We start from the raw sequence: 12,125 nt of genomic DNA, 5'->3' as shown, positions 1-12,125 counted from the left end.
CGCCTCCGGAAGCCCCGGGCATAGCGCGTTTCTGGTTTGCTTTCAGAGTGCCCCCGCAGGGGGACGCGGGCCGGCCCAACAACTGGTGGTTGCGCCACAGCCGTCCCATCCGTGCAGGACCTCTTGGGGACCTGGGGCCGATTGGGAGCCGTCGCACGAGCGGAGGCGCTTCGCTGTCCGCCCTGCTGCGGTTGGGTTCCGCTCGCCGGGTCGTGGGGCATCGCACGGGCGTGGGAGCGTTGCACAGCCATCCGCACACGCAGATTACCTATGTGGTAAGTGGGAAGTTCGAATTCGAAATCGACGGAGAAAAGCACGTAGTGAAGGCTGGCGACACCATGCTCAAGCGCGATGGTATCGTTCATGGCTGCGTTTGCTTGGAGCCTGGTATCTTGCTCGACACGTTCACGCCATACCGCGAGGACTTCGTACAGGATTAGGACGCGAACAAGGGAACCGCTATCATGCGGAATGAAAAAGGCTGGCGGAGAGTCTTCCCCGCCAGCCTACATTTTGGGTCGTCAACTATTCAGCTGCCAAGGGCGAAGGCACATTGTAGACACGTGCCAGATACTCGCGATCAAGGTCGTACAGCCCCTTCGGGTCGCCCCCGAACAGCTGCATGTTCGAAATCATTTCGCTAGCATTGGCCTCTTCTTCCAGCTGCTCGTCCACAAACCAGTTCAAGAAATTCATGGTACGGAAGTCATGAGCGTCATAGGCTGCAGCGTAAATGTCGTTGATCAGGCTCGTCACGTACTTCTCATGCACCAGCGCAGCCTCCAGCGGGCCCATGTGGTCGCCCGCCTCGAAGGTTTTATCGGGCTCGTCGATGGCCTTCATCTTCACCGGACAGTCGCTGTCCAGCAGATACTTGCGGAAGATCAGGGCGTGGTCACGCTCTTCCTGCGCCTGAATCATGTACCAGTTGGCAAAGCCCTTCAGGCCTTCCGCTTCGTAGAAATCTGCGAAGGTAAGGTACAAATACCCGGAGTAAAGCTCCTTGTTGATTTGGTCGTTGATTAGTTCGTACACCTTTGGATCCATGTGTGCTCCTTTCGGCGAACACGAAATAGACTGGACGCTTTCCCTCATCGAAGGTCCAAGATCGATGATACCCCCAAAGCGCGACCACGACAAAACGTACGGCCTGGCTGCTACAAGCCAAGCAGTACGCGAAAAAGCTGGCCCCGCAGAACTAGCTTGCGGTTCCAGGGGCTGGCGGTCGGTTGCCCAAGAATCAGCGGGATAGCCGGATTGCAACCCAAAGCATGCGATTACCGCAGCTCCGAGCCCAGTGCAGCGTCATGCGTGTCTTGTCGGCCACGGTCGCATGACGCTCCGTGGCGAAAACGAACGACAAGGTAGAGAACTAGAGCGCCCAATACCGCTCCGCAGATATCGACCACCCAATCGGCGGGGTCGCAAAAGCGTCCGGGCACGAAAAGCTGATGGACCTCGTCGGTGATGCCGTAGGCACTGGCAATGGCGACGCCCGCAAGGCAGGCAGTACGCAGGCTTCGCATGTGGGCCCGCAGGGCATTAGCCAGAAGAGCGCCCAGCACCGTGTACTCGCAAAAATGGCAGAAGGGCGAAACGGGGTCCTCGTGGTAGCCAAGCAAGGCGTTCAGCACCGCAGCGAGCAGCTGTTTCGCCTGCTCGAAGAACCCTTCGGAAAGCTGCGTGGCATCGCGGCTCGACATGAAGAAGATGAAGATCGCCCAAAGGACAACGGCAAGCCAGCGCAATGCGACCCGCCTGCTCTCCAACTTCCTTGCCAACAACATCGCTCCTTCGCATCACGAATCAACCGTACGAGGTCTCCCATTTTCGCACACACACGGGGCGATTTAGGTTATAGGTAGAAATGCGTGTCCGATTCCGACTTAAATCGCAGGTCAATTATGGAAACGCCCTCGTTAAAATCCCGCATTCCAATAGTGAGATAAAGAGGATAAATCGCCCTGCACGCGGGCCGCTAGAATGCGGCTCGATAATGCATAACGCCAATAACCAAAACGCGCTCATTGGGAAGAAGCTTGTAAAGCACCAAAAAGGGAGAAACGACGAGTTTGCGAACGTCGGTACCATATTTCAGGACAATGGAAGATGGAAGATTTGCCGAACCCATCTCAGGAATTTGGGCGAGCAGCGCAGTTGCATCGATGATGTTGTCGCGTACGCGGCTGCTTTCGACTTGGATAAGCTCATCAAAGAAAGAATCAGCGTAAAGAACCTCAGCCACGTTCGCTCACGCGCCTCTGAAGCTCAGCACGAGCAGCATCGACGCCGACAACATATTTGCCCGCTTCGTAATCGGCAAGGCCGCGTTCGATAACGGCATCCATTACGTCCACGTATTCAGCTTCGGAATCGACCGCACCCACAGGGCTAATCTTTACCCATGGCTTTGAGTGACGAAACACGACCACCTCGCGGCCAGTTTGGTTGACCTGTTCGGCAATGCGGGAAAAATTGTTCCGCGCTTCCGCAACGCTAGCTGTAAGGGCTGTCATTTTAGGCTCCTTCCGACACGCTTATTCTAGTCAGAATTAACGCCATAATCCACGCCATTTATATTACAAGCATGCTACGTTTTAGAATCAAACAAAACAGGCTGCCGGCGAACCGACAGCCTGTAAGTTTCTGGAGCCAACGAGCGGATTCGAACCGCTGACCTACGCATTACGAGTGCGTTGCTCTACCAGCTGAGCCACGTTGGCAAACCTCGTTTCATTGCGAAACGCAAGGTAGGAGTATAAAGGAATTTCCTGCAGCGCGCAACACCCCTACGCGCCCTCACAATCCGCACATGACCTTGTTGTTACCATGGCGAAACCCACGTAAGCAGCGATACGCAAAAAGGGCGCTGGCCTAGGCGGAACACCACCCAGACCAACGCCAGCAGCAAACGGAAGCGCTTACTCTAATGCCCCGCTAGTGGCGGCACGCCGCCTCGGGGGACATGACATTGACCTTGCCCTCTGCGAACAGCCGCGCAACATCGCCCACCTTGGGGGTCTGCGTTTCGGAATACACCGTCACGCCATTCTGCGTGAAGCGCATCAGCGGCGGCATGCCCATGCCCACGGTAAGAATGCCATCGACGCCCAGGCCAAGCACGTAATCGATAACGCCACCGCAACCATACTGGTCGTGGTCGACATTCTTCACGGCCTCGGTGCCAAGGATGTTCATATCCTCGTCGAAGTTCACGATGGTGAAATACGGCGTATGGCCAAAGTGGCCACTGCGCACGCTTTCCAGCTGTGCATCGGTTTCGCTAGGGATGGCAAGCTTCATGGACGCGCCTCTCTCTTCTCTCGTCTATTCCGAACGGTACAAGCACCCATTCGTGCCGTCGTCCAACTTGAAGCGGCACGGGTTCGTCTCGTGGCAATCCTCGATGCGTTCCGTACGTTCAATCCACTGCTCGAGATGCGCAGTCATCGCGCGAAGCGCCTCGGGGCGCAGCACGTAGTGCACGTGATACCCATGACGAAAGCCCTCGACCAAGCCAGCCTTCTTCAGCACCGACATATGCTGCGACACGGCCGATTCGCTTATGCCGAGTGTCTTCGAAATGGAGCGCGAGCAATGATGCCGCTCAAGCAGCAACTGGGCAATCTTGAAACGCGTTGGCTCCGCCAGCGCTTTCAAGGCAATTCCGAAATCGATGGATGTCCGTTCATTTACTTCAGTCATAACTTAAATGAATTCTAGCGTTCTTTTGCGCGCCGTCAACAGCAAGCCCCAACCCTCATAGCTGAGTTTTCGGCAAAGCCGAAAACAAACGGGATGGAACCCGACCCGGACAGTTGAGCTTTCGCAAAGCGAAAGCGAACGGGACCGCACCCACCCCAGAGCGAGCGCATTCCGCCCGAAGGGCGGAACAGCTCGTCAACCCGGCTTGCATTGACCTCCAGCGACGAGCCGACGAAGCCCAGCGACGCGCGCTCGCCCCCTCGGCCGTCGGGCGGGGTGGGGCATGCGCTCCCCAACGCACTCTGAAAACCAACTTCCCCTTGGGCCAGCTCAGCTGGCCCGTCCGACGACGGGGCCGCCGGGCTGCCGGGCCGCCATCGGCGGCACGAGCACCCGGCGGCCCCGTCGTCGGACCAGTCCAAACATGAAGCAGCGAGCGCACGAGCGCGGCGCAACCCGCAGGACGCAAAAGAGCCCGAGGGGCACAACCCCTCGGGCCCTAAAACCACCCAGCAGCAAGCGCCGCGCGAGCAGCGGAGCGGGTGCGTAGGGGAGCGCATGCCCCACCCCGCCCCGCGAGCGAGTTATTTCATGAGCGCGCAAACACGCTGGGCGAACGCCACCGGATCGTCGATGGGCAACCCCTCCATGAGAAGAGCCTGCTCATACAACAGCTCGGTGTAGTCGGAAACCTTCTGGGAATCGCCCGCTTCCTGAGCGGAGGCAAGCGCCTTGAACACGTCGTGCTTGGCGTTGACCTCCAGCACGCGCTGCGAATGCGGCATGCCGTTGGCGTCGGGCATGCCCGCCATGATCTTCTCCATCTCCAAGCTCACAGGACCTTCGGAGGTGATGGCGGCAGGGGCGTCGGTGAGCACCGGCGACACCGCCACGCGCACGACCTTGTCGCCCAGGGCATCCTTCATCGCCGTGAACAGGGCTTCGTGCTCCTTGGTAGCCTCCTCGGCTGCCGTCTTGTCGCTTTCGCTTTCCAGGCCCAGGTCGCCACCGGCAACGTTCTTCAGATCCTTCTCGTTGTAGTTCATCATGGCCTGCATGCAGAAGTCATCCACGTCCTGCGTGCACAGCAGCACGTCGTAGCCACGTCTGAGGACGCCGGTGACCATGGGCATCTTCTGCAGGCGCTCGGCACTTTCGCCGGCGGCATAGTAGATGGCCTTCTGATCTTCGGGCATGGCCTCAATGTACTCGTCGAGCGTGACCATCTTCTCCTGCTTGGCCGAGTAGAACAGCAAAAGCTCGCCCAGCTCGCCCTTGGCGGAGCCGTACGTGCTATAGATGCCGTACTTCAGGCCGCGACCGAAGTTCTCGAAGAACTTCTCGTAGTCTTCGCGCTCGTTGTCGCGCATCTTCTTCAGCTCGCCGGTGATCTTCTTCTCGACCTTGTGGGCGATGGCGCGCAGCTGGCTGTTATGCTGCAGCGTCTCGCGGCTGATGTTAAGCGTAAGGTCCTGGCTGTCCACCACGCCGCGCACGAAGTTGTAGTAATCGGGAACCAGCTCTTCACACTTGTCCATAATGAGCACGTTGCTGCTGTAGAGCTCCAAGCCCTTCTGGTAATCCTTGCTATACAGGTCGAACGGCGCGCGGCCGGGAATGAACAGCAGCACATCGTAGGAAATGGCACCCTCGGCATGCACGGAAACGGTGCGCGCAGGGTTGGTGAAGTCATGGAACTGGCTCTTATAGAATTCGTTGTACTCGTCCTGCGAGACCTCGCTCTTGCGACGCTTCCAAATGGGCGTCATGGAGTTGATGGTTTCCAGCTCGGAATACGATTCCCACTCGGGCTTGTAGTCGTCGCCCGCATCTTCGGGCTTCGGCTTCTGACGGCTCTTCGTGCACATCATCTGAATGGGATAGCGCACGTAGTTGCTATAGCGCTTGATCAGGTCCTTCAGGCCAAATTCGCTGGCGAAGGTATCGAAGCTCTCCTCGTCGGTGTTGTCCTTCAGGTACAGGATGACATCGGTGCCGTGGCCTTCCTTCTCGCCCGGCTCGATGGTGTAGCCCTCTACGCCATCGCTTTCCCAGACCCAGGCCTGCTCGTCGCCGTACTTGCGCGTCACGACACGCACCTTCTTGGCCACCATGAACGCGGAATAGAAGCCCACGCCGAACTGACCGATGATGTCCACGTCGCTTACCTGGGCGGATTCTTCGCGCTCATCATCCTCGGCGCTTGCGGCTTCGTCGGCAGCGCCCGCAGCGTTGGCAGCCTGCGCCGTCTTGAACTCCAGGCTGTCGGAATGGGCGATAACGCCCAAGTTCGCATCCAGGCCGTCTTTGTCCATACCCAGGCCATTGTCGGAAACGGTGACGGTACGCGCGTCGGCGTCGAAGGACACGCGAATGGTAAGGTCGTTCTTCCCCAGCTGGATGCTGGAATCGGTAAGGCTCTTGAAGTAGAGCTTGTCTTCCGCGTCGGACGCATTGCTGATGAGCTCGCGCAGGAAGATTTCCCGGTTGGTGTAGATCGAATTGATCATCAAGTCGAGAAGCTTCTTGCTCTCTGTTTTGAATTTGCGCATGTAGTCGACCTCTTTTCCATTTGCATACGACGTACCGGCTGCCATTGCGCACAAATTAGCAGTCGGACCCTTTGAGTGCCAAAACATGATTATAGTGAGAGCGGGAAAGCGTGCAAGCGAAGGAGATTCGACTTCACGGCCGTGTCACCAATTGGTAACCCGTCGCAGCAACGGGAATTAGGCAAATAACCGCCCACGCGACGGCGGAGCCAAGCCGCGACCGCCCACGCAGCAGCAGAGCTGCCTATCGAAGGCCGCTGCAGCAACAGACGCAAGCCCCCGCGCCCGTCCACCGAGGCAGCAAAATTGACTTAGGAAAGCTCGATTTGAATGCTCATGTCGCAGGCCGTGGGCACGCCCGACACGGTTGCCCCGTCGGTGTACTGCCACAGCATGAAGGTGGTGGCGCCATACGGCAGTTCATTGTAGCTGGCATACCAGAATGGATACGCGCTCAGATCCTGCACGTTGTACCGTGCGAAATCGTTTGCATTGCCATAGATGATTGCCTCGTAACCCGCCGCTTCGATGACCTCGCAAAACGCCTTGGCATTCGCCGTCATCTGCTCTACGGAAAGTCCCTCGATGCGCGATTGGAGGCCACTCACCTCTTCGCAGTCGTAGGCAATGGGGTATTCCAGCGAACGACCGCCCAGCGCGTCGAGCACGAACTGCGCCTCCTCGCGCGCTTCGTCTTCGTTTATAGCCTGGGAAAAGTAGTATACGCCGCAAGGCAAGCCAGCCGCCTGAGCGCCCGAAAGGTTGTCCTCGAACAGCTCGTCGGCATACAACGTGCCCGTTTCGGCGCCGCGATTTCCCACGCGCACGTACGCAAACGAAATGCCGTCCTGCGCCACGGCGTCCCAATCGATGGACCCCTGAAAATCCGAAACGTCGATGCCCAGCTTCGATTTCACCTGGCCATCTACTACGTAGCTGTAGCGATCGCCTTCCACGTGCAAGCACGACCAGTCGTACGAGACGACTTCCGCCTGCGCGTCTTCCTGGGGCTCTACCGCTGCATTGCACGCACGAAACGCGAAGACGGCGGCAATGGCGGCAAGCGCGATGAGGGCAAACCCCACGAAGCGAAAGCGCAACACGAACGTATCGCGATGCGGGGAAATCGCATGCGACCCACGCGGACTATTGTTTTGGTACGCCATATGACCCTCCCCAACATATGGTATATCCAGCACTCCGAATACCCATCTACGGTACTTATGGAGCCGCAAAACAGGTTAGGCTCATGTATTCGTCATCTTCGAATGCTATCATTGCCAAGCGACAGAAGGAGATGTAAATGAGTAAATGTTGGGAAATTAGAGGCTGCGAAGGAGACGCAAACAACTACGATCACTGTCCTCACGCTATGCTCGGCGGGCGATGCCCGGTCGATTGCGCATTCGCCGAATGCTCGCGACCGCAACGCAAGCAGGCTGACGTACTCGAATTGCTAGAGCCTACGGTAGACCGTAGCGCGGCCGTGAAAGAGTACTGCTGCACCTGCTCGTTCTTCCTGAACCACGGACCCCGCATCGAGAAAGCTGAGGCATAATCACTTGAAAGCATCCGAGATTGTCTATCGTTATTTCATCCTGTTTCTTGGCATCTTCTGCATTTCGTTTGGCGTAGCGCTGTTCACGAAATCGGGCCTGGGAACATCCGCAATATCCGCGCTCCCCTATACCCTCTCGCTGGTCATCAGCCAGTTTTCCTATGGCACCTGGGTTGCAGCGTTCAACATCTTCCTGGTAGTGCTGCAGACGGCACTTACCATCCACGAGATTAGCGTGCGCGAAATCGTGCAGGAAGTCATCTTTGCCCTGGCATTCGGCAGCATCGTGGACTTCTCCATGTTCCTGCTTGGCGCCTTCAATCCGGAAATGTACGCAGTGCGCCTGGTGGGCGTGCTTTTGAGCTCGGCCATCATCGCATTCGGCGCGTACCTTACGCTCATTTCGCGCGTAGGCGTCATGGCGGGCGATGGATTCACGAACGCCCTGGTAAAGCGCACGGGAAAGAGCTTTGCGCTCATGCGTGTCATTTCCGACACCACCATGGCGATCCTCGCGCTCGTGCTATGTCTCATCTTCGTGCAAGGCGAGCTTACGGTGCGCGAGGGCACGGTCATTGCCGCCCTGCTCACCGGCACGATCGTGGGTTTCTACAGCAAGTACTTTGGCGCCTTCGAGCGCTTCATCCTGCCCAAGCCGAAGACCGAGCAGGCAGCCGAATAACCTAGCGGCCCGCCCTGGCGGCACGGCAAGCTGCAAACAAGCAGCCCACCCCACAGCCCAGACGAGCGTCCAAGCAACCTATTCGCCCGCTTCAAGCAGGGCAATGATTTCGGCCCGGCTATGCACATCGCACTTTTCGTAGATGTGGCGCACATGCGTCTTCACCGTAGCCGGGCTGATGACCAGGTTTTCCTGGATGTACTTCGAGCCATGACCCGTGGCCCACAGCTTGAAGATTTCCGTTTCACGCGCCGTGAGCTGGGCGTTTTTCGCCACCTCATCGAGCCGCGCATCAAACGACGTACCCGTGCGCTCCTCCATGGCCTCGCGCTCTTCGGGACTGGGCGCCTCGAAGACCAGCTCGGTATCTTCGCTTTCGAACAGGAAGCCCGCGGCGATCATGAGCACGAAGATGGAGACGATGGCAAAGGGCGCGCGTTCGTCTAGGCAGGCAATCGCGAACAGCTGTCCCAAGAGCATGCCCAGCTGAACGGCACCGCGGCCCATGGCAAACACGATGAATGCCGGAACGCGCTTCGTGCGAGCGAGGTCGGCCATGAGGATCCACGAGAGGATCTCGATGGTGACGTTGCACGCCGTGGCGAGCGAGGCAATCACGATGGGGCTTTCGCGCCCGAAGATTACCAGAACGAGCAACGTCGTAGCCAAAAACGGCAAAGCCATCTTGTAGATGTCCCCCAAGGAAGCGGACCCCTTGGTGAAGAACGCACCCCACGCAACGGCCAGGATGGAAATACCCAGGCTCATGAGCAGCGTAGGCGCCAGTACGGCCGCATCCTGGCTGTCAACGGAGCCCACGTACACGCGAACGCCGCCGTACACGAACATAACTACCAGAATGCCAAGCATAATGCGCCAGGGCAGGCGCTTGGCGGGAACGATCATGCGCGCAGACGCGTCGTCGGAGCGGAATTCGCCCAGCACGTTCATAGCTTGCTCGTTGGGCATAACCCCTGGTTCCTGCTGCGCGGCGAGCACGGATGAGACGTTGGCGGGACGAGGCAGAAGAAGCGTGGCCGCAAGGGGAAGCAGCACCTGAACGGCGAACACCACGTATTCGGGTAGCTGCAGGACGCCGTAGTACACCAGGAAGGCGAAGAAGAACGATGCACCTGTGGCCAGAACCATATTCCGCGGCTCTAGGCTGCTGAACAACGAGCCCCAGTACACGATGACCCAGCATGACGAAACGCCCGTAAGCGCGCCGCCCACGTAGCGCACGATATCGGGGATATCGTTTCCCGGCAGCACGGCCATGGCCGTACCAGCCGCCATGACCGCACCCGCAATGACGAGCGCGCGCCTGGTGGCAAACTGCCTAACGGTACGTCGGGAAAACGCAACGATGCCCGCATAGGTGACCACGCCCACTACCGACGATATGACGTGCACCCAAAGAAGCGTATGACCGCTTCGAAGATCTACGTTGATGGAGAGCGTTCCGTTGAAAACCAGGTACATCCAGGCCAGGTAGAAACAGAGGCCGAACACCTGCGTCGTACGAAACGACATAGTCGTGCGATTCGTGGTTCTCTCCTCCCAAGGAAAGCATGTTCGTATGCGAAACGTACGAGCAAGCGCCCCCACGCCCACTCGATATGCACGCACCCATTATACGACACGGCCATTTGAACGCCCATGCGCACGGTGCGCACATGAAAAAGCCCGAGGCGCTGCAGACGCGCTCGGGCAGAGGGAAAAGAGAAAGCGGGAACTCGTGGGAGGGGGATGTGAGAACCCGCTTTCTGTCGAGATATTCGCTTACGCCTGGTTGGCAGCGTTTTCGCCGGCGATCTTGCCGAACATCATGCACATGCCGCAGCTCATGCCCTTCAGGTCGATGGGGTACTGCACGTTGAAGCGGCCACCCTGGGGAGCGCCAGCAACGTACACGCCCTTGATGATCTCGCCGTCGGTGTTGTACACGTGGCAGTCAGCGTCGGAAACAACGCCACCCAGGGAACCCAGGTTCAGGGCAACGCCGCACTCGGCTGCGTAGAACGGAGGCGTGGACAGGGGGAACAGGCGGCTGGAAACCTTGCCGAAGTCGGTGTCGACGCCGGCGTTCGCCAGTTCGTTGTAGTGTTCGATGGAAGCCTTGGCGGTTTCCACGTCGATGCCCTCGAGCTGTGCGAGCAGACCTTCGATGGTGTCGGAGGTGACGCAGCGACCATCGGCGACGGCGTCCTCGATATCCTTCTTGGTACGGCAGTTGATGCGCAGGCCGGAAGCCGTGTACTCGGGCAGGTCCTCTTCCAGGTAGTAGCACGCGATGCCGTGAGCAGCCGGGAAGTACTTCAGCTGATCGGGCCAAGCGGCATCGAAGAACTGGTAGGCAACCTTGCCGGGCTGGTTCTCAACCTGGTTCTCAACCTGCTGACCGGGAACGTCCTCGTTCATGAAGCGCTTGCCGCGCTTGTTCAGCCACAGGTAGCCGTTGTTGCCGATAACGCCACGACCGTCGGCGCCAGCGCCCGCACCCATGTGATGAATGATGGAAGCGTGGCTGCGCTCGATTTCGGCGCCGTGCCAGGCCAGCATCTTCAGGGCGTCACCCTGCAGGCAGTACTCGCCGTCGGCGTCCATGGCAACGCAGAGAATGGGGATCTCGTTCTCGATGTTGTTGGGCTGGAAGAACTTGGTCATTTCCTCGTTGGCCAGATAGTCGCCCGTAGTGATGACGACGCCCTTCTTGGCATTGCACTTGATGTACTTCTTGGAGCCATGAGCCTGAGCGTACACGCCGGTCACAGCGCCGGAGTCGTCAACGATCAGGTCGACGACGGGCGTGGTGTAGCGGATGTCGGCACCCGCGTCGATGGCAACCTGCAGGTTCTCCTTCATGCAGGTAGCAAGGCTGCTGAAGCCCACCGACGTGGGATAGCAGGGCATGGATTCCTTCGTGTAGTCATAGGTTTCCAGCATGGGCACGAAATAGGGGAACAGGTAGTTGCTCTGGCCCTCAGCGGGAATCTCACCGTAGCTGGTGTTGGAAATGTACAGGTCGGAGCAGGGCTTGATGAACCAGTCCAGGGCAGCGCCGGATTCGTCGGCCCAGCGGCGCACGATGCTGTAGTCGCTGCGATGGCTGCCGCCAATCATGTGCTCTTCGCAGAGCATGTCCTTGTCGAGCAGTTCGTCGCCGTCGCCGCGGCCCCAGGCCTTCTGGGTTTCGCCACCATAGATGGCCATGTCGCTGGCAACGCTGTTGAAAGAAGCGGACTTCTCGAAGCACACGACGCTCGCGCCGGATTCGGCAGCGGCACGCGCAGCGGGAACGCCGGCGGCACCCAGGCCGCAGATTACGACGTCGCAGTCGATCTCTTCTTCGATGTCCGAATCGGTAATGCTGGGCTCTTCCGGCAGCCAGGGCATGGTGCCCGTGCCGTCATAGCCAACCGTGGTGCCGTTAGAAGACGTGGTGGTCTCAGCGGTCTTGGAGCTTGCGCTCTTCGGGCTTGCGCAGCCCGCAAGGCCCATGGCGGCAGCGCCTGCAGCGGCAATGCCCGCGCCGGCTAGAAAATTGCGACGACTGATTTCCATGTTGTTGATCCTCTCGATCGTGCGCGCTCGATCCGCGCGCTTCCCTCCCGCTGGGCCCAATCGG

12 protein-coding genes and 1 tRNA gene are annotated in these 12,125 nt (G+C 58.8%); 2 read left to right on the top strand and 11 right to left on the bottom strand.

The genetic code is table 11. The features are described from left to right. The first annotated feature begins 230 nt into the window (after positions 1 to 230). Positions 231 to 440: a cupin domain-containing protein gene (locus E7002_RS08650; RefSeq protein ID WP_303728495.1), complete on the top strand. Its 210-nt coding sequence runs from the start codon at positions 231 to 233 to the stop codon at positions 438 to 440. Positions 441 to 525: 85 nt separating this feature from the next. On the opposite strand, the gene E7002_RS08645 is transcribed toward E7002_RS08650, so the two are convergent. The 9 genes from E7002_RS08645 to E7002_RS08605 form a co-directional block, all read right to left on the bottom strand. Beyond that, complete coding sequence (locus E7002_RS08645; protein ID WP_303728494.1) at positions 526 to 1,047, bottom strand: ferritin; 522 nt, start codon at positions 1,045 to 1,047, stop codon at positions 526 to 528. Between the two features lie 230 nt (positions 1,048 to 1,277). Continuing rightward, entirely contained in the window at positions 1,278 to 1,781 is a 504-nt protein-coding gene (locus E7002_RS08640) for a VanZ family protein (protein ID WP_303728493.1), read from the bottom strand. A gap of 197 nt (positions 1,782 to 1,978) precedes the next feature. Further along, on the bottom strand, positions 1,979 to 2,245 hold the full coding sequence (locus tag E7002_RS08635) for a type II toxin-antitoxin system RelE/ParE family toxin (protein ID WP_303728492.1): 267 nt from the start codon (positions 2,243 to 2,245) through the stop codon (positions 1,979 to 1,981). Continuing rightward, positions 2,238 to 2,516 (bottom strand): type II toxin-antitoxin system Phd/YefM family antitoxin, encoded by a 279-nt coding sequence (locus E7002_RS08630; protein ID WP_303728491.1) that lies wholly within the window; start codon positions 2,514 to 2,516, stop codon positions 2,238 to 2,240. Before E7002_RS08630 ends, E7002_RS08635 begins: the two co-directional genes overlap by 8 nt. 131 nt (positions 2,517 to 2,647) lie before the next feature. After that, positions 2,648 to 2,723: transfer RNA gene (locus tag E7002_RS08625), tRNA-Thr, on the bottom strand. Positions 2,724 to 2,937: 214 nt separating this feature from the next. Further along, on the bottom strand, positions 2,938 to 3,303 hold the full coding sequence (locus tag E7002_RS08620) for a NifB/NifX family molybdenum-iron cluster-binding protein (RefSeq protein ID WP_303728490.1): 366 nt from the start codon (positions 3,301 to 3,303) through the stop codon (positions 2,938 to 2,940). 24 nt (positions 3,304 to 3,327) lie between these two features. After that, complete coding sequence (locus E7002_RS08615; protein ID WP_303728489.1) at positions 3,328 to 3,705, bottom strand: helix-turn-helix transcriptional regulator; 378 nt, start codon at positions 3,703 to 3,705, stop codon at positions 3,328 to 3,330. A gap of 584 nt (positions 3,706 to 4,289) precedes the next feature. Further along, positions 4,290 to 6,257, bottom strand: coding sequence for a molecular chaperone HtpG (gene htpG, locus E7002_RS08610; protein ID WP_303728488.1), 1,968 nt, complete (start codon positions 6,255 to 6,257; stop codon positions 4,290 to 4,292). Between the two features lie 311 nt (positions 6,258 to 6,568). After that, positions 6,569 to 7,423 carry a glycoside hydrolase family 25 protein gene (locus E7002_RS08605; RefSeq protein WP_303728487.1) on the bottom strand — a complete coding sequence of 285 codons (855 nt, stop codon included), beginning with the start codon at positions 7,421 to 7,423 and terminating at the stop codon, positions 6,569 to 6,571. 396 nt (positions 7,424 to 7,819) lie between these two features. Between E7002_RS08605 and E7002_RS08600 the strand changes: the two genes are divergently transcribed. Next, on the top strand, positions 7,820 to 8,497 hold the full coding sequence (locus E7002_RS08600) for a YitT family protein (protein ID WP_303728486.1): 678 nt from the start codon (positions 7,820 to 7,822) through the stop codon (positions 8,495 to 8,497). A 78-nt stretch (positions 8,498 to 8,575) separates the two neighbouring features. Here E7002_RS08600 and E7002_RS08595 read toward each other — a convergent pair whose 3' ends face one another. Next, positions 8,576 to 10,030 (bottom strand): response regulator transcription factor, encoded by a 1,455-nt coding sequence (locus E7002_RS08595; RefSeq protein WP_303728485.1) that lies wholly within the window; start codon positions 10,028 to 10,030, stop codon positions 8,576 to 8,578. 249 nt (positions 10,031 to 10,279) lie between these two features. Further along, positions 10,280 to 12,061 (bottom strand): FAD-binding protein, encoded by a 1,782-nt coding sequence (locus E7002_RS08590; protein ID WP_303728483.1) that lies wholly within the window; start codon positions 12,059 to 12,061, stop codon positions 10,280 to 10,282. Between the last annotated feature and the right edge of the window lie 64 nt (positions 12,062 to 12,125).

Source organism: Denitrobacterium detoxificans, from assembly GCF_015062615.1.
GTDB classification, from domain to species: domain Bacteria; phylum Actinomycetota; class Coriobacteriia; order Coriobacteriales; family Eggerthellaceae; genus Denitrobacterium; species Denitrobacterium detoxificans_A.
The sequence above is the reverse complement of the archived record's forward strand: the minus strand, read 5'-3'. Positions and strand labels throughout refer to the sequence as shown.

What these genes read in the sequence shown, in the direction of transcription:
- E7002_RS08645 (WP_303728494.1), bottom strand. Translation starts at nt 1,047, where the DNA reads ATGGATCCAAAGGTGTACGAACTAATCAACGACCAAATCAACAAGGAG.
- E7002_RS08630 (WP_303728491.1), bottom strand. Translation starts at nt 2,516, where the DNA reads ATGACAGCCCTTACAGCTAGCGTTGCGGAAGCGCGGAACAATTTTTCC.
- E7002_RS08620 (WP_303728490.1), bottom strand. Translation starts at nt 3,303, where the DNA reads ATGAAGCTTGCCATCCCTAGCGAAACCGATGCACAGCTGGAAAGCGTG.
- E7002_RS08615 (WP_303728489.1), bottom strand. Translation starts at nt 3,705, where the DNA reads ATGACTGAAGTAAATGAACGGACATCCATCGATTTCGGAATTGCCTTG.
- htpG (WP_303728488.1), bottom strand. Translation starts at nt 6,257, where the DNA reads ATGCGCAAATTCAAAACAGAGAGCAAGAAGCTTCTCGACTTGATGATC.
- E7002_RS08605 (WP_303728487.1), bottom strand. Translation starts at nt 7,423, where the DNA reads ATGGCGTACCAAAACAATAGTCCGCGTGGGTCGCATGCGATTTCCCCG.
- E7002_RS08595 (WP_303728485.1), bottom strand. Translation starts at nt 10,030, where the DNA reads ATGTCGTTTCGTACGACGCAGGTGTTCGGCCTCTGTTTCTACCTGGCC.
- E7002_RS08590 (WP_303728483.1), bottom strand. Translation starts at nt 12,061, where the DNA reads ATGGAAATCAGTCGTCGCAATTTTCTAGCCGGCGCGGGCATTGCCGCT.